This is a genomic window from Hyphomonas sp. UBA4494 (assembly GCF_002388935.1).
Lineage (GTDB): Bacteria > Pseudomonadota > Alphaproteobacteria > Caulobacterales > Hyphomonadaceae > Hyphomonas.
The window spans coordinates 73,282-88,997 of the sequence record NZ_DGNK01000013.1; the positions used below are offsets into that span (position 1 = coordinate 73,282).

Annotated in this window: 17 protein-coding genes; 9 read left to right on the forward strand and 8 right to left on the reverse strand. The window is 55.3% G+C overall.

What is annotated here, in order from left to right; translation table 11 throughout:
- The coding region (locus B2P82_RS05385; RefSeq protein ID WP_290495718.1) for a cbb3-type cytochrome c oxidase subunit II at window positions 1-166 on the reverse strand (166 nt) is incomplete at its 3' end.
- Window positions 167-176: 10 nt separating this feature from the next.
- The gene (ccoN, locus tag B2P82_RS05390) at window positions 177-1,859 is read right to left on the reverse strand and encodes a cytochrome-c oxidase, cbb3-type subunit I (protein WP_349679730.1); all 1,683 of its coding nucleotides are present in this window, start codon (window positions 1,857-1,859) and stop codon (window positions 177-179) included.
- A gap of 151 nt (window positions 1,860-2,010) precedes the next feature.
- Here ccoN and B2P82_RS05395 point away from each other — a divergent pair, with 151 nt between their 5' ends.
- The 4 genes from B2P82_RS05395 to B2P82_RS05410 all read left to right on the forward strand — a co-directional run bounded on the left by B2P82_RS05395 (window position 2,011) and on the right by B2P82_RS05410 (window position 4,566).
- Window positions 2,011-2,277, forward strand: coding sequence for a hypothetical protein (locus B2P82_RS05395; RefSeq protein WP_290495673.1), 267 nt, complete (start codon window positions 2,011-2,013; stop codon window positions 2,275-2,277).
- 30 nt (window positions 2,278-2,307) lie between these two features.
- Window positions 2,308-3,471 carry a PAS domain-containing sensor histidine kinase gene (locus B2P82_RS05400; RefSeq protein ID WP_290495675.1) on the forward strand — a complete coding sequence of 388 codons (1,164 nt, stop codon included), beginning with the start codon at window positions 2,308-2,310 and terminating at the stop codon, window positions 3,469-3,471.
- 7 nt (window positions 3,472-3,478) lie between these two features.
- Window positions 3,479-4,099, forward strand: coding sequence for a response regulator transcription factor (locus B2P82_RS05405; RefSeq protein WP_290495677.1), 621 nt, complete (start codon window positions 3,479-3,481; stop codon window positions 4,097-4,099).
- A gap of 74 nt (window positions 4,100-4,173) precedes the next feature.
- On the forward strand, window positions 4,174-4,566 hold the full coding sequence (locus B2P82_RS05410) for a response regulator (protein ID WP_290495679.1): 393 nt from the start codon (window positions 4,174-4,176) through the stop codon (window positions 4,564-4,566).
- 23 nt (window positions 4,567-4,589) lie between these two features.
- Here the strand turns inward: B2P82_RS05410 and B2P82_RS05415 are convergent, their stop codons facing one another.
- The 4 genes from B2P82_RS05415 to B2P82_RS05430 are packed head-to-tail and all read right to left on the reverse strand — an operon-like array spanning window position 4,590 to window position 9,511.
- On the reverse strand, window positions 4,590-4,916 hold the full coding sequence (locus tag B2P82_RS05415) for an ArsR/SmtB family transcription factor (RefSeq protein ID WP_290495681.1): 327 nt from the start codon (window positions 4,914-4,916) through the stop codon (window positions 4,590-4,592).
- Window positions 4,913-8,164: an efflux RND transporter permease subunit gene (locus B2P82_RS05420; RefSeq protein ID WP_290495683.1), complete on the reverse strand. Its 3,252-nt coding sequence runs from the start codon at window positions 8,162-8,164 to the stop codon at window positions 4,913-4,915. Before B2P82_RS05420 ends, B2P82_RS05415 begins: the two co-directional genes overlap by 4 nt.
- The gene (locus B2P82_RS05425; protein ID WP_206992944.1) at window positions 8,161-9,150 is read right to left on the reverse strand and encodes an efflux RND transporter periplasmic adaptor subunit; all 990 of its coding nucleotides are present in this window, start codon (window positions 9,148-9,150) and stop codon (window positions 8,161-8,163) included. The genes B2P82_RS05420 and B2P82_RS05425 overlap by 4 nt, the downstream gene beginning before the upstream one ends.
- Window position 9,151: 1 nt before the next feature.
- Window positions 9,152-9,511 (reverse strand): rhodanese-like domain-containing protein, encoded by a 360-nt coding sequence (locus B2P82_RS05430; protein WP_290495685.1) that lies wholly within the window; start codon window positions 9,509-9,511, stop codon window positions 9,152-9,154.
- A 143-nt stretch (window positions 9,512-9,654) separates the two neighbouring features.
- Between B2P82_RS05430 and B2P82_RS05435 the strand changes: the two genes are divergently transcribed.
- The 3 genes from B2P82_RS05435 to B2P82_RS05445 are packed head-to-tail and all read left to right on the forward strand — an operon-like array spanning window position 9,655 to window position 11,613.
- Window positions 9,655-10,932 (forward strand): NAD(P)/FAD-dependent oxidoreductase, encoded by a 1,278-nt coding sequence (locus tag B2P82_RS05435; protein ID WP_290495687.1) that lies wholly within the window; start codon window positions 9,655-9,657, stop codon window positions 10,930-10,932.
- Window positions 10,932-11,384 (forward strand): thioredoxin family protein, encoded by a 453-nt coding sequence (locus B2P82_RS05440; protein WP_349678095.1) that lies wholly within the window; start codon window positions 10,932-10,934, stop codon window positions 11,382-11,384. Before B2P82_RS05435 ends, B2P82_RS05440 begins: the two co-directional genes overlap by 1 nt.
- A 25-nt stretch (window positions 11,385-11,409) precedes the next feature.
- Window positions 11,410-11,613, forward strand: a complete 204-nt coding sequence (locus B2P82_RS05445) for a YgaP family membrane protein (RefSeq protein ID WP_034813564.1) — start codon at window positions 11,410-11,412, stop codon at window positions 11,611-11,613.
- Between the two features lie 73 nt (window positions 11,614-11,686).
- Here the strand turns inward: B2P82_RS05445 and B2P82_RS05450 are convergent, their stop codons facing one another.
- Window positions 11,687-12,325 carry a TetR/AcrR family transcriptional regulator gene (locus B2P82_RS05450; RefSeq protein ID WP_051607684.1) on the reverse strand — a complete coding sequence of 213 codons (639 nt, stop codon included), beginning with the start codon at window positions 12,323-12,325 and terminating at the stop codon, window positions 11,687-11,689.
- Window positions 12,326-12,405: 80 nt separating this feature from the next.
- Between B2P82_RS05450 and B2P82_RS05455 the strand changes: the two genes are divergently transcribed.
- On the forward strand, window positions 12,406-13,836 hold the full coding sequence (locus B2P82_RS05455; RefSeq protein WP_290495720.1) for an FAD-linked oxidoreductase, L-gulonolactone oxidase family: 1,431 nt from the start codon (window positions 12,406-12,408) through the stop codon (window positions 13,834-13,836).
- On the forward strand, window positions 13,829-15,109 hold the full coding sequence (locus B2P82_RS05460) for an alanine racemase (RefSeq protein WP_290495689.1): 1,281 nt from the start codon (window positions 13,829-13,831) through the stop codon (window positions 15,107-15,109). The genes B2P82_RS05455 and B2P82_RS05460 overlap by 8 nt, the downstream gene beginning before the upstream one ends.
- Here the strand turns inward: B2P82_RS05460 and B2P82_RS05465 are convergent.
- Complete coding sequence (locus tag B2P82_RS05465; RefSeq protein WP_290479300.1) at window positions 15,106-15,342, reverse strand: hypothetical protein; 237 nt, start codon at window positions 15,340-15,342, stop codon at window positions 15,106-15,108. The two genes, B2P82_RS05460 and B2P82_RS05465, sit on opposite strands and share 4 nt — an antisense overlap.
- Between the last annotated feature and the right edge of the window lie 374 nt (window positions 15,343-15,716).

Here is a 15,716-nt window from a genome sequence, read left to right on the forward strand (position 1 = left end):
CGAGCGGGGTGTAGGGACGCATCCCGTCCACTTTCTCGATCGTGTTGTCCATATAGGCAAGCGGTGCCATCTGGATCAGTCCGCCGATGGAGACCACAATCAAGATACCTATGGTGAGCAGAAGCGAGTGACGCTCCAGCAATCCATGTTTGTTCAGAATACTCATGGATTCGCTCCTATTCAGCCGGAACCAGCGTCGTGCGTGGTTCGGGAGTTGCGTATGGGTCGGGCTTGGCCTCGACCGGCTCGGCAGCGCCATGGCCAAGTGCGGTACGCACAAGGTTGTAGGCCATGATCAAGGCACCGCTGAAGTAAAGGCTGCCGCCCAGCGCACGGATCATGTAGCTGATGTGCTTGGCTTCGACGGTTTCCACGAAGCTGTATTCGAGGAAGCCATACTCGTTATAGGCACGCCACATCAGGCCTTCCATGATTCCGGCAAACCACATGGAGATCATGTAGAACAGGATGCCGATCGTGGAGATCCAGAAGTGCCATTCGACAAGAGACTTCGAGAACAGAGCCTTCTTCTTGTAGAGCCACGGCACGAGGCAATAGAGCGCCCCGAAGCTGATATACCCAACCCAGCCGAGCGCCCCGGAGTGAACATGCCCGATTCCCCATTCCGTATAGTGACTGAGTGAGTTGACGGCACGCACTGACATAAGCGGACCTTCGAACGTCGCCATGCCGTAGAACGCCAACGACACGACCATCATGCGAACCACTGGATCCGTGCGCAGCTTGTCCCAGGCACCAGACAGGGTCATGACGCCGTTGATCATGCCGCCCCAGCTGGGCATCCAGAGCATGATCGAGAAGGTCATCCCAAGCGTTTGCGCCCATTGGGGCAGCGCCGTGTAATGGAGGTGATGCGGCCCCGCCCAGATATAGATGAAGATAAGGCTCCAGAAGTGAACAATGGACAGCCGGTAGGAATAGACTGGTCGATTAACTCGCTTCGGAATGAAATAATACATGATGGCGAGGAAGCCTGTGGTCAGGAAAAAGCCGACCGCATTGTGACCGTACCACCATTGCGTCATCGCATCCTGAACACCCGAAAATACCTGCACTGACTTTGTGCCCGTCAATGACACAGGAATGGACAAGTTGTTTACGATGTGAAGCATCGCGATGGTCACGATAAAGGAAAGGTAGAACCAGTTCGCTACATAGATATGCGGCTCTTTGCGCTTCCACAGCGTACCGAGGAACACGAGCAGGTAGGCAACCCACACAATCGTCAGCCACAGATCTACGTACCATTCAGGCTCTGCATACTCTTTCGACTGGGTCACCCCCATCAGGTAGCCAGTCGCCGCAAGCACAATGAATATCTGGTAGCCCCAAAAAACAAACCAGGGCCACATACCGCCCGCTATGCGCGTGCGGCAGGTGCGCTGGACGACATAAAAGCTTGTCGCTAGCAGCACGTTTCCACCAAAGGCGAAGATCACGGCGCTGGTATGCAACGGCCGCAATCGCCCAAAATTCGTCCATCCCAGTTCAGGGAAGTAGAAGATGTTCGGGAAGGTCAGTTGAAGCGCGATGATGACGCCAACCAATAGTCCGGCAATACCCCAGAACATGGACGCGAACACACCATATTTTACCAGCGTGTCTTCATAGCGCGACTCATCGAATGGATTGCGGTCGAGCAAATTGCCAGCCCACAAACCCGTGCCCACCAGGAACGCCGTGGCCAGCGCGATGAACGTCATCGCCTGGATGCCCATGGCGTGATCAATCGTGCGTCCTGCGATGATCAGGGCGAGCACCCCGAAGATCGCAACCAGCGCGGAGACACTTGCGATGCTCCCCCCGCTGGCATTCGATGAATTGGTTCGTGATATCATCATTCTGTTTAGCCCCTTCCGCAGAGCGTTGCGGTTGCGTCGTATGGGGCCTGATTACGGTGATCGCTTTGCGGCGCGTATAGGGGCTTTCCCGTATGGGACAGTTCGTCCGCCTCTCTTAAACGAGGGCGGAAATTGGAGGGTCTTGCCTGTGAAACGAATTCATTCTTATGCCACCGCCGCCGCGCTGGTGTTTGCGGGCATCACCAAGATGGTCTTGCAGGCTTCTGCGCAATCCACGCTCATCCTGCCGACCTGTTTTGGAAAGTCTGTGACTATTCCGATTGAAAGCGCCGGCGCACAATTGACGCATTGCTGGGGATGCTACGTGCTTCTGCTCGGGCTGTTGGCTTTCGGTGCGCTCCTGTTGAACGACCTGCGTCATTCACGTCTCCGCACGAGGTCTGTTCTTTCCTAAATGCCCAGCCGCACCTACAGTGCTGGGATCATGCCGAATCCCCTGTCTGACCTCTGGCGCTTGAAGAATACCGACTTTCAGGATTCGGATTCGCTCCAGTCGATTCTGAGATCCATCCTGCTGTCGGTCCCAGATGCCATGATCGTGATTGATGACACGGGAGTCATTATGGCGTTCAGCCGGGCGGCTGAAAACTTGTTCGGCTACAAGTCGGAAGATGTCGTTGGTACGAACATCAAATGCCTGATGACTCAATCTGACCAAGCGCACCACGACCAATACATCCGTAATTACCTCACCACGGGAGAGCGCCAGATCATCGGTATTGGTCGGATCGTTGAAGCGCGTCTCGCAAATGGCGATTCCATACCGGTCGAATTGAAGATTGGCGAAGCCAGTATTGGCGACCGCAAGCTGTTTACGGGGTTCATCCGTGATATCACCGAGAAACAGGCCAACATGCATCGTATCGGGGAGCTCCAGGCGGAACTCGGAAACTTCTCGCGGCTGAGCGCGGTCGGCACGATGGCCTCCGCCATGGCTCACGAACTCAATCAGCCGCTCACAGCCGTCGCAAACTATCTCGAAGCCGCACGTGACCTGCTGGATGAACCGAGCGAGAATGACCTAGCCATGGTTCAGGAAGCGGTGTCCGCCGCTGCAGAACAATCAATCCGGGCTGGCCAGATTGTTCGCCGGTTGCGCGATTACGTCTCACGCGGGGAACTCGATCTCAGGCCCGCTCCCCTGAAGGGTGTGATTGACGACGCTGCGGCCATCGCCAAGGTCGGCATCGAAGGCCCCCTCACCCGTGTAATTCTTCGAATGGAAGATCCCGGGATCATTGTCATGGCGGACAGGCTCCAGTTGCGACAGGTGTTCGCCAATCTCATCAGGAATGCCATTGAGGCGCTTTCGGGAACAGAAACACCTCAGATCTGGATCTATACGCAGTCTTCCAGCGAGGAAGTGACGATCGAGGTCAAGGACAATGGCCCGGGGCTTTCAGAGGAGTTGCTCCATTCCCCATTCGATGCTTTTCAAACAACCAAAGCCAGTGGCATGGGGCTTGGCTTGTCGATTTGCCAAACCATAATCGAGGCGCATGGCAGCACGATCGCGGTTTCGTCCGAACCTGGTGCTGGAGCATCGTTTACGTTTACTTTAAGAGTAGCCACGAACGTGGCAGGGTGAGCATGCGATGACGAAGACCATTTTCCTCGTAGATGACGATGATGCCATCCGGCATTCCGCCAGCTTCATGCTGCGGCATGCCGGCTACACGGTGAAGACCTATCCGGATGGCGTGAGCTTCCTGGACGCATATGAGCCGAACGACTCCGCCTGCATACTTCTGGATGTTCGCATGCCGGTGATGGATGGCCTGACTGTACAGCAGGCCTTGTCCGAACGCGGCAACAAGATGCCCATCATTGTGCTCACCGGGCATGGAGATGTATCGGTCGCCGTTCAGGCCATGAAGAATGGCGCCATCGAATTCCTGGAAAAGCCTTATGAGAAAAAGGCTCTGCTTGAAGCCATCGAAACCGGTTTCAGCCGCATTTCCGACGACGAGGCCCAAAGAGGGTTGAAAAATGAGGCGGTCGCGAAACTGACCCGGCTAACGACTCGAGAATCCGAGGTGCTCGACTGCCTTGTTGAGGGCATGACCAACAAGGCCATCGCCGAAAAATTATCGATCTCCCCACGTACGGTAGAGATTCATCGTGCAAATCTGATGGAAAAACTTGAAGCCGACAGTTTGTCTGCAGCGCTGCGCGTTGCATTCATGGCGGAACGAGGCCGCAAAGAGGCGCGCTAAGTAGGTCTACTTAGAGACGTCATACTCCTGCGATCATAGATGTGTGACTCCGAAACTATCGAGACCACGCCTAAATGAATCAGTCCGTTTCACAGCCCGACCTGCTGAGGGTTGCACTTGTCGAGGATGATGAGGAGGTACGCTACTCCCTCATGATGCTCCTGCGATCGCGCGGGTTTGCCGTAGATTCCTATCGGAACGGCATGGAAATCCTGATGAATCAACCAAGTTTGCAAGTTGATTGCCTGCTGATCGATTACAAGCTGCCGCGATTTGATGGTGTGGATCTTCTCGAGAAAATGAGGCTGGCTGGTGATACGACACCCGCAATCCTCATCACTGGCTTTTACTCTACAACGCTTAAGGACCGCGCGCTCAAGGCTGGATATGCCGCTGTTGTCGAAAAATCTTCTGCTCCTCAGGAAATCCTGGACCGATTGTCAGAAGCAACGAAGCAACTCCATTAGGTCCGTCTCGGCTCCCATGGGAATTACTGGTCGTAGAACTTACACAAAGTCTCTATGACTGCCGTGCCAACGCCTCCGGTCGAACGGTAGAATATCGCCTGACCGTCCCGTCGCGACGCAACCAGCCCCTCGGCCTTCAATTTCGACAAATGTTGCGACACGGCTGATAGCGATTGGTTCACTGCCTCGGCAATCTGGTTTACCGGCATTTCACCGTCAAACAGTTCACAGAGAATGCGCAGACGGGTCTCGTTGGCCATCGCCCGCAGTGTCGCACAAACTTCAGATACCTGATCTGACAGCGCCTCAACCAAATCAGGATCGGGACGTGGGTCAGCAGGCCCGCTCATGCCGTCCGGCCTTCTGTGGAAAGATCATCATTGCCATCAGAAACCGCTGGCGCCACCCAATCCGGGCCCTTGAGCGCCACATAGATGGCCGGAATCACCAGCACCGTCAGAGCCGTTGAGGAGGCAAGCCCGAAAAGAAGCGAAATCGCGAGCCCTTGAAAGATTGGATCTGTCAGAATCACCGCCGCACCAACCATCGCCGCCAAGGCCGTGAGCAGGATTGGTTTGAAACGGATCGCGCCGGCATCCAGCAGAACCTCCTTCAATGGCTTGTCCGCAAATTGACCATGCCGAACGAAGTCGACCAACAAAATGGAGTTTCGAACAATAATTCCGGCAAGGGCTATAAAGCCAATCATGGAGGTCGCCGTAAAGGCCGCGCCGAACAGCCAATGCCCAATCATGATACCGATAAGAGTGAGCGGCACAGGTGTCAGGATAACGAGGGGTGTCCGGAACGTGCCAAACTGGGCGACCACCAAAATGTATATCGCGACCAGAGCCACCCCAAACGCCACACCCATGTCACGGAAGGTGACATAGGTGATTTCCCACTCGCCATCCCAGAGCAAGGAAGGTTTCGATTCATCAGATGGCTGACCATAGAGTCGGATGGCAGGCTGCTCCAGCCCTGCGCTTTCCCAATCATACGCTTCTACCTGATCCTGAATTTCCAGCATGCCATATATCGGCGCCTCGAACCGACCGGCGAGCTCACCCATGACCATGTCAGCGAAGTAGCCATCTCTCCGGAAAATCGTCGATGACCCCGCTTCCATCCGGGCGTCCACGAGCGTGCCCAGTTCGACAGCTTGCGCGCCCGACTGTATGGGAACCGGCAAACTGGCCGTGCGCTCGGACCAGACCTGCGCAGATTTCGGTAGACGGATCGATACGGAGAGTGGGTCACGTCCTTCGCCGCGGGGTGCCACACCTACAATCTGACCCGAATAGATCAACGCCAGCGAATCCAGTATATCCTGCTCAGCGACGCCCTGATCAGCCGCAATCGTCTCATTCACGGAAAGGACGAGACGCGGTTGCGGTCCTCCGAAGGAATTGTCCACATCGACAATGTACTCCGTGTCCCGGAACAATTGCTCAATCACATCGGCCGTCTTGCGCCGCGTTTCGGCATCCGGGCCGTATATCTCGGCCAGCAGTGTCGAAAGGACTGGCGGACCGGGCGGCACTTCCACCACTTTCACACTCGCCCCTTCGGGCAATGGAACGACATGTAACTGGTCCCGCAAGACAAGAGCGATGTCATGGCTGGATCGGTCTCGGTGGCTCTTTTCCAGCAGGTTGACCTGCAAATCCCCCAATTCGGGTGCGGTGCGCAAGAAATAATGACGTACCAACCCATTGAAATTGAACGGCGCGGCTGTGCCAGCATATGCCTGAACCGATTCAACTTCCTCTACATCGTACATCGTCGCAGCGAGGGCAAACAGCGTGCGTTCAGTTTCTTCCAACGTCGTGCCTTCGGGCATGTCCAGCACGATCTGAATTTCCGATTTGTTGTCAAAGGGCAGCAGCTTGACGGTAACAGCCTTAGTGGCAAATAGAGTGAGTGATGCCAGCGTTGCAACACCGACAAGGCCCAGGAAAATCCAGGCATTTTTCCGGCTGGCAACAATCGGACCGGCAACAGATCGGTAGAAGCGACCCAGGCGGGTTTCCTCATGCTTCGAATGACCACTGACAGGTGCCTGCCCGGCAATCTTCATCAGCAACCAAGGCGCGATTCCTACCGCGACGAAGAAAGAGAACAGCATGGCGGCCGACGCGTTTGCTGGAATGGGCGCCATGTAAGGGCCCATGAGTCCCGACACGAACATCATGGGCAAGAGGGCTGCAATAACGGTCAGTGTAGCCACAATAGTGGGATTTCCCACTTCCGATACCGCATCAATGGCGGCCTGTGCGCGTGTTCGACCGTCCTTCATCGCCCAGTGCCGGGAGATATTTTCAATCATGACGATCGCATCATCAACCAGAATGCCGATTGAGAATATCAGCGCGAACAGGCTGACCCGATTGATCGTGTATCCCATCATCAGTGCCGCAAACAGGGTCAGCAGGATGGTCGTGGGGATGACAATAAGGGTAACCAAGGCTTCGCGCCAACCAATGGAAAACGCGATCAGCACAACAATCGAAACGGTCGCTAGCCCAAGATGGAACAGCAATTCATTCGCCTTGTGGTTTGCCGTTTCACCATAATTGCGGGTGACGGCAATATGGACCCCTTCAGGTATCATTTCACGTTTCAATAGCTCAAGACGCTCGAGGATCTGGTCCGCAACGACCACCGCGTTGGCGCCTGGTCGTTTCGCCAGTGAAAGCGTAACGGCAGGAAATGATTCGAACTCCGAACGCTCAGCACTCCGCTCCAGCGTCCAGGCTCGCGCTTCAGTCTCAATGCCAGCGACACGAACCCGCGCGACGTCGGAAAGATATACCATGCGACCATCGGGAGCTTGAATTTCTAGCCGTTCCAGATCGCCCACGGCGGCAATCCGGTCACCGGCTTGAATGATGATCGAGTCGCCAGAGCCGCGAGCCGTACCAATGGGACGCGCCTGAACGGCCTGCGCCGTCACATCGACCAGCGCCTGAAGCGAGACGCCATAGGAAGACAGCGCTTCGATGTCAGGTTCGATACGGAGCTCGAGACTACGTCCCCCAATGACGTCAGTCAGGCCGACATCCTCCACCTTCAAGAGTTCTTTTAGAACCTCATCAGCGAGCATCCGCAGGCTGGTATCGTTCCAGACATTTCCGGTCCACGTTTCCGGGGACAGCGTCAATGTAACGATGGGAACATCGTCAATACCGCGCCCCACGACTTGCGGCATCTGAACTTCAGGTGGGATGCGGTCGATATTGGCGCGAATCTTTTCGTGAATTCTCAGAATTGCGTCATCGGCATCGGTACCGACCATGAACCGCGCCGTGACGATAGCGCCGTCATCGCGGCTCTGACTGTAGACATGTTCTACGTCGGGAATCGCCTTGATGATTTCTTCCAGCGGCTCAGTGACCTGCTCGACCGTATCAGCCGCTCGCAGCCCGGGCGACTGGACCAGAATGTCCACCATCGGCACTGATATCTGCGGCTCTTCCTCGCGCGGTATAGTCAACAGGGCGATCAGACCAACAGCCAGCGCTGCCAGAAGAACCAGAGGCGTTAGCGGTGAACGGATCGTGGCTCGGGTGATGGAGCCGGAAACATCGGCCTTCATGAGTTCTCCGCTCCCGGCAATGTGACCACATCGCCCGGTCTCAGTCCGGAGAGCACCTCAAAGACCCCATTGGAAACCAATGGCTCCGCCAGCACGACGGGGGCCTCAACGAAGCGATCACCCACCTTTACGCGCACAAAGTCTACTCCATAGCGCGTGGTGACGTATTCCTGTGGCAGAATGATCGCGCGGCGATCACCCACCGGGGCGAGCACATCGGCCCGTTCGCCCACCAGCGCATTCAATCCGCCATCCACAACTGCGTCCGCGACCACTGCACCGTCTCGCAGCGCTGGATAAATCTTCTCAATGCGTGCTGTGCGCACGTCATTGTCGCGCGCGGGCAGGCGTAACGAAACTTCTCCGCCTTCAGCCAGAAAGTTCAGATGCCGCTCCGGCAAGGACAATCGCACCAGCCCGTCGAGCGTCGCGAGGTTGGCAACGACCTGCCCCGGAGATACCACACTGCCTTCAACCACGAGTACATCTGTCACTCGTGAGTCAACTGGCGCGCGGACATACCCTTCCGCCCGACGGGCGATCAGACTGCGGCGTTCTTCCTCTGCGGAGGCTCGATTGGCCTTCACAACATCCAGAGCGGCCTTTTCCTGCTCGAACCGGGCTTTGGGATAAAATCCATCTGCTAACAGTTTGCTCGCGCGGGCGAGGTCTTCTTCCTGTTGTGTCATTTGCGCCGTCAATCCATCGACGCGAGATTGGAGTGCATTGATTTGCGGCGCTATCGTGTCGTCAGCCACGAAGGCGAGCACCTCACCAGCCTTGACCGTTTGGCCCTCATCGATGCTCAACTGTGTGATGACACCCTGAAGGCGAGACCGCGCCATAGCTGTATCACTCGCCTCAATACGCCCCACAACCGGACGAAAATCCGTGATGATGGACTCCTGAATGGTCAGTGTCTGCGCGGTGGCAGTCATGCTCAGCGCCAAGCCAACAATGAGACCACCGATATGTCGGGCGATCATCTCAATAGTCTCCCTTGTCAACGATCGCACCCGTCGCCGGGTCCAGCCGAATGCAGGGCTGCCCTGCCGACGTCCAGGCCGCGATGCCTCCCGCCAGATGAGCCGCGTCTGCGCCTGTTTCCTTCATGAAAGTGTTGAGCGCCATTCTGGACCGTTTGCCAGATCCACACTGAAACACGATCCGCCTGCTTCCATCCACAGGAATCGCTTTGGGTTCAAACGTGGATAGAGGGTGCAGCAATGCGCCATGAATGCGTTGGTTTGCGAATTCTGCAGGCTCGCGGACGTCCACCAATACGATCTTGCCAGCCTTGAGGTCTGTAAAGACACTTTGCGGTGTCAGGTCATATTTATCAGCCATGATTTTTTCCTCTGCCAAGCCACCCGTCGCATTCGCGCAGTCGGTCTTTGATTTAGCTCAATGCCATCGTGACCTATATAGGTAATGTTGCGTATTTGCGAAAGTGCTAATATACAACATGTTTCCGGCAAGGAGGATTGGTCATGGCGAACATTGTAATTCTCGGCGCGGGCCTAGGCGGATTGATCGCCGCCTACGAAATCAAAAAGACCCTCGGGCGGGACCATCAGGTTTCGATCATCAGCGAAACGGACTACTACCAGTTCCAACCCTCCAATCCCTGGGTGATGGTGGGGTGGCGGGACCGCAAGGACATCACGGTCGACTTGGCAAAACCCCTCCGCAAGCGAAACGTCAACTTGATTGTCGGCAGGGCAGAAAAAGTTGATCCCGCGAACAAATGCGTGCGTATGCCGGATGGGTCGCAGGTAGAATACGACTATCTGGTCATAGCCACGGGCCCTGAACTCGCCTTCGATGATGTCGAAGGCCTGGGCCCGAACGGCCACACTCAATCGGTCTGCCACATCGACCATGCCGAAGCAGGAGCCTCGGCCTTTGAGACCTTTTGCAAGAACCCGGGCCCAATCGTGATTGGAGCGGCACAAGGGGCTTCCTGTTTCGGGCCAGCCTATGAAACCGCGATGATCATTGAGACCGAACTGCGCAAACGCAAGATTCGCGATCAGGTGCCGATCACCTTTATCACCCCCGAACCCTATATCGGTCACCTCGGCCTCGATGGTGTGGGCGATACCAAAGGTCTGCTCGAAAGCGAGATGCGCAATCGCCATATCAAATGGGTAACCAACGCCAGAGTTCTTGGCGCCGAAGCCGACATGGTAAGTGTTGAGGAGTTGAACGAAGATGGCTCTGTCAAGCAAACGCATGAACTGCCGACCCGGTACACTATGCTCATGCCACCTTTCAGGGGGGTCGAAGCCGTGCGTGATGTCGAGGGCTTGGTGAACCCCAAGGGTTTCGTGATTACGGACGACTTCCAGCGTAATCCAGAATGGCCGGATATCTTTGGTATCGGCGTCTGCATCGCGATTCCGCCCATGGGGGAAACGCCCGTGCCAGTTGGCGTACCCAAAACAGGCTTCATGATCGAATCCATGGTGGAAGCAACCGCCCGCAACATCGCGCAGCTGATCGAAGGAACCCAGCCAACACACAAGGCGAGCTGGAATGCGATCTGTCTCGCTGACTTCGGCGATGGCGGCGTAGCTTTCGTTGCGCAGCCCCAGATCCCCCCTCGCAATGTTAACTGGTCGGCTTCCGGGGGATGGGTACACTTGGCCAAGGCGGGATTCGAAAAGTATTTCCTACACAAGCTGCGTACAGGCCAGTCTGAAACCTTCTATGAAAATGCAGCGTTGGGTCTGCTGAAGACTCATAAATTGAAAGACCATTCCTGATGCCTGATCACCAGCATATTGTTTGCACCAAATGTGGCGCCGTAAATCGTGCGCCCATAGGGAGTAGCTTGGCGAGAGGCCATTGTGGATCGTGCAAGGGTGACCTTGCGAGCGATGCTCCCGTCGAGATCAACACGAAGATTCTCAACCGACTCATGTCCCGTGACGAAGGCAGTTTTCTCCTGGATGTATGGGCCCCTTGGTGTGGACCGTGTCGGATGATGGCGCCTTCATTTGCTGAGGCCGCAAAGCACTTTGATGGCAATCTTCGCTTCTTCAAACTCAACACGGAAGCCCATCCGGAAGGTGGAGCCGCATTGAATGTTCGCGGCATTCCTGCCCTCCTGTTGTTCCAGGACGGCAGCGTGATTGATCAGCGGTCTGGTGTAATGACTGCGCCCACAATCATCCAGTGGGTGAATAGCCTGAATATTCTGAAAACCAGCGCCTGACAGTATCTGACGAAAGGAAACAGATATGAATCTTGATCGTGCCGTACTCGCCTTTGCCGGATTGGTCGTTCTGATCAGCCTCGCATTGGGATACTGGGTATCCCCCTATTGGTTCCTGCTGACTGCTTTTGCGGGGCTTAACATGTTTCAGGCCGCCTTTACCGGTTTTTGTCCGGCCGCACTGGTCTTCAAGGCTATCGGCATACGGAGCGGCAACGCCTTCAAATAACGTCTGAGAGATTTGAGTTCGACCTTGGGTCAACAGCACATCACAAGGGCGACGTCCGCCGCCAGCTATCGCACTAAGCTTGATGGCTCATCGCTTGTCGCAAACTGAAGGCCAACATGGAAGCCGTCTGCCGAAGGATCTCGCCTTCATCAATCGACCGTTCATCAAACACCATCTCGACCACCGCATACCCGATCTCAACACTCAGCCTCGCTGATGGCAGGATACGTCCATGATCAAGATCAGGTCGTGTTTCGATTATCCGTTCCGCCAACAATCGCGCAACATGTCGGTGAGACTCAACCCTGACACCCGCCAATACAGGCGTGGCATGCATGGACCGCATAATCCACGCGCCTGCTTTGGTCTGTCGAGTTACCCGTATTGTCTCGAAGAGTAGCGTTTCGATTTCGGCCTCAAGATTGCTCAAGTCACCTGCGTCGAGGCTCCAATTCTCCATCAAAATATTCTGCTGAGCCATCAGTCGCTCGCCCAGTTCTTTCAGGACCGAATATTTGTTCGGGAAGTAACGGTACAATGCCGGCGGCGTGAGTTCAGCTCGTCTACAGATCATGTTTGTCGAGAGCTTCTCGAACCCGACCTCCTCAATCAAGTCAGCCGCGGCGATCAAAATCTGCTCAAGCGTGTCTCGACTTCGCTGCTGGTTAGGCGCGGATCGTCTTGTGGTGTTGGGTTCGATCTTCGTTGTCATCACTCAAACGTACTTCATTGACAGTTCAAGGACGGCTGCCTATCGATAGTCATCGCTACCATTTTGGGGAGGTTGGCGCAATGGGAGTATCCAGACGGAGAGTGGTTCAAGCTGGCCTTGGACTCACGGCAGTATCTGCCGTTCCAATAGTTCAACACGTAGCGTGGGGCACGAGAGACTATGTCCGCGAAGACTACGCTCCAGATTATCCTGAGCCACCTATTGGCGAAGAGAGTTGGAGGAACTGGTCAGGCGCGCAAACTGCTACGCCCAAACAGTTTCAGTCTCCAGCGTCAGCTGCCGAACTTTCGGAAATCATCCGAACTACGCTAGGACACATCCGCCCAAGAGGCAGCGGCCATTCTTTTTCGGGGCTCGTACCCAGTGAAGGAGTTATTCTGGATGTTGGGCAGCTCGCCGGCTTGAAAGCCTATGACCCTGTAACTCAGCGCGCGACCTTTGGCGCTGGAACCGTTCTGTTCCAGGCAGCATCCCAATTGAATGAGATTGATCGGGCCTTTCCAAACCTTCCCGACATCGTCGACCAAACACTCGCGGGATCCTTCTCGACCGCCACCCACGGCACAGGCCAAACCCTGACCGCACTTCATGACTACATCCACTCCTTCAAACTGGTAACTGCCGACGGCAGTCTGTTGGACGTCACGGCCGATTCCAACCCCGATCTGTTTTCTGCGGGCAAAGTCTCTCTCGGTGCGCTGGGCGTGATCAGCGAGTACACGGTTGAGACCATCCCCTCCTTCAATCTGAGGCGTATCGTCAGTGCAGAGCCCATAGATGCCGTACTCGATGACGCTTTTTCCCGTGCCAGCTCATATCGAAATTTCGAATTCTATTATCTTCCAGGTACGGGACTCGCTGCCAGTATCACTCACGATCTGCATCACGGAGAGACGACCGGTCTGGAACCTTCCAACGATGACGATGAAATGTTGGAGGGCCTTAAACAGTTACGGAATGAATTCGGGTGGTGGCCCTGGCTGCGAAAACGCATTGCGCAATCTGCTCTTCCCAGCGGCACGATTGAAGATGTCACCGATACCTCACTCCAGCTCCTGGCCACGACCCGCCCGATAAAGTTCAATGAGATGGAGTATCACCTCCCTTGGGACGATGGTCTCAAGGCCTTGAGGCAGATCATCAAAATGATGGATCAGCGAAAGCACGTCTTCTTTCCCATGGAGGTCCGGTTTACCGCTCCCGACGATGCCTGGCTTAGCCCGTTCCTTGGTGGCCCCCGAATATCCATCGCGATCCATGCGGCAGTCGACGAAGCCTATGATTATTTCTTCAGCGAGTTCGAACCAGTTTTCAAAATGTATGGCGGCCGCCCCCATTGGGGCAAACACCACAGCCTGCAACGCAAAGATTTGGAAGCTCTCTATCCGGACTTTACCAAGTTCGCAGACTTGCGCCGTTCGCTCGATCCGACTGGAAAATTCCTGAACCCCCATCTCGCCGATGTGTTTGGAGTTCCCTTCAATGCCTGAACTTAGCAGAAGGACACTCTTGATCGGAGGAACAGCTTTAGCAGGAGTAGCAACTCTCATGTCGAAACCCAGTGACAAGAGCGGACCAAGAGATCCTTATTTCTTGCAAATGCAAAAAGCTCTCACCGATGCAGGGATCGCAACACCGACCCTGGTGATCGATCGCGCACGGCTCAACGCCAATATTGATACGCTGAAACACCACCTGCCGCAGGGCATGGGATATCGTATTGTCGCCAAGTCCCTGCCATCGCTTCGATTGATTGACCATATTCGCAAGCGAACCGGCACGGATCGGTTGATGACATTCAATTTACCCATGCTGCTGGCACTGAGCACAGAAATGCCCGAAGCCAGCCAGTTGCTTGGCAAACCCCTGCCCATTCAGGCTGCGCGCCAATATTTTCACAAACTACCGCCCGAGCGCTCTGATGCGGCAGGCCGCGTCCAATGGCTCATAGATACTCCGAAGCGACTTGAGCAGTACCAGGATCTCGCAAAGGATGTTGGTCGCACCCTGAATATTAATCTGGAACTGGATGTGGGACTCCACAGGGGCGGCTTCGAACTAGGTTCCGAGTTGGGGAGCGTGTTGCACGAAATAGAACTGGATCCGAGTTTGGAATTTGCGGGTTTCATGGGTTACGAACCGCATATTCCCAGCCTGCCCACAAGCTTGGGCTGGCGCGACAAGGCGCTCGCAGGAGCTTGGCGTTCATACAGGGCGGCGCTTGATCAAGCCGCTGAGGTGTTTGGCAAGGCAGCCATAGAGCAAATCACCCGAAACGCAGCAGGCAGTCCGACCTATCGCTACTACGAGTACACTTCGATTGCGAATGAAGTCTCTGCAGGGTCGTGCCTGATGAAGCCAACGCATTTTGACACTGAATTGTTGGAGCCCCATACGCCCGCGAGCTTCATTGCAACACCGGTCATCAAATCTGTCGCCAAAACACGGATGCCCGGCCTCGAGTTCGCCGACAAAACCAAACGGGTGTGGGATCCAAACTACAGCAAGACCATATTCATTTATGGAGGCCACTGGCTCGCCGACCCGGTTGATCCGCCCGGCCTGGAATACAATTCGACGTTCGGACGCTCCTCCAACCAGGAAATGCTGAATGGTGGGCCGGAGCTGCAAATCGCGCCAGACGAGTTCGTATTTCTTCGTCCGCACCAGAGCGAAGCAGTCTTCCTGCAATTCGGGGATATCGCCGTTTACGAAGACGGAGAAATTGTGGACTCCTGGCCCGTCTTTGAGGCTTCAGCTTAGACTGTTTCATCAGTATCTTCAGCCTGGAGCGCGAGACTGCTCCACAACGCCTCGTCCGCTTCAGCCAGACCGTTGCGGGGTATCATGGCAACTTCCAGAGATCGGGTACGCAGGGCGACCTGGATCACGCCGCGTCTGTCGAGATCTTTGAAGCGGGTCGGGACACGCCGGACATAGTGACACCAACCGCTGCGATCCTTCAGAAATCTTGATCCAAGTGAGAAATGCTTCATCGCCGTTTGTTGTGCAACGAGTTTGCATTTTGTGGGGCAAATTGTAGTGCACGATCAGCAAAAGGCCTGGAGCGCCTGAGCTTTCCCAAGTATTTTCAATGATTTCAAAGGAGGTGTCAGGCGTCACCCTGAAAGAAATGGCGCGAGTGACGTGCCACATTCCATATTTTTTATCCATATTTTTCAATCACTTACGGGAAGTGTAATCGATTCTTGGTCCTCAGCTCGGTCTGATTTTGGTCCACAGTTTTGTAGACCGCTTGAGTTCGACGCCGCTCACCGGCACCGATAGCCATAGTTAACGCGGATTGTACTCCCTGCCAAATCAAGCTTGATCTATAGAACTAGATTTCACCGCTAACTACAATGCACAG

What these genes read in the sequence shown, in the direction of transcription:
- B2P82_RS05415 (WP_290495681.1), bottom strand. Translation starts at nt 4,916, where the DNA reads ATGAGCGGGCCTGCTGACCCACGTCCCGATCCTGATTTGGTTGAGGCG.
- B2P82_RS05420 (WP_290495683.1), bottom strand. Translation starts at nt 8,164, where the DNA reads ATGAAGGCCGATGTTTCCGGCTCCATCACCCGAGCCACGATCCGTTCA.
- ccoN (WP_349679730.1), bottom strand. Translation starts at nt 1,859, where the DNA reads ATGATATCACGAACCAATTCATCGAATGCCAGCGGGGGGAGCATCGCA.
- B2P82_RS05435 (WP_290495687.1), top strand. Translation starts at nt 9,655, where the DNA reads ATGGCGAACATTGTAATTCTCGGCGCGGGCCTAGGCGGATTGATCGCC.
- B2P82_RS05445 (WP_034813564.1), top strand. Translation starts at nt 11,410, where the DNA reads ATGAATCTTGATCGTGCCGTACTCGCCTTTGCCGGATTGGTCGTTCTG.
- B2P82_RS05455 (WP_290495720.1), top strand. Translation starts at nt 12,406, where the DNA reads ATGGGAGTATCCAGACGGAGAGTGGTTCAAGCTGGCCTTGGACTCACG.
- B2P82_RS05400 (WP_290495675.1), top strand. Translation starts at nt 2,308, where the DNA reads ATGCCGAATCCCCTGTCTGACCTCTGGCGCTTGAAGAATACCGACTTT.
- B2P82_RS05450 (WP_051607684.1), bottom strand. Translation starts at nt 12,325, where the DNA reads ATGACAACGAAGATCGAACCCAACACCACAAGACGATCCGCGCCTAAC.
- B2P82_RS05405 (WP_290495677.1), top strand. Translation starts at nt 3,479, where the DNA reads ATGACGAAGACCATTTTCCTCGTAGATGACGATGATGCCATCCGGCAT.
- B2P82_RS05430 (WP_290495685.1), bottom strand. Translation starts at nt 9,511, where the DNA reads ATGGCTGATAAATATGACCTGACACCGCAAAGTGTCTTTACAGACCTC.
- B2P82_RS05410 (WP_290495679.1), top strand. Translation starts at nt 4,174, where the DNA reads ATGAATCAGTCCGTTTCACAGCCCGACCTGCTGAGGGTTGCACTTGTC.
- B2P82_RS05465 (WP_290479300.1), bottom strand. Translation starts at nt 15,342, where the DNA reads ATGAAGCATTTCTCACTTGGATCAAGATTTCTGAAGGATCGCAGCGGT.
- B2P82_RS05425 (WP_206992944.1), bottom strand. Translation starts at nt 9,150, where the DNA reads ATGATCGCCCGACATATCGGTGGTCTCATTGTTGGCTTGGCGCTGAGC.
- B2P82_RS05440 (WP_349678095.1), top strand. Translation starts at nt 10,932, where the DNA reads ATGCCTGATCACCAGCATATTGTTTGCACCAAATGTGGCGCCGTAAAT.
- B2P82_RS05460 (WP_290495689.1), top strand. Translation starts at nt 13,829, where the DNA reads ATGCCTGAACTTAGCAGAAGGACACTCTTGATCGGAGGAACAGCTTTA.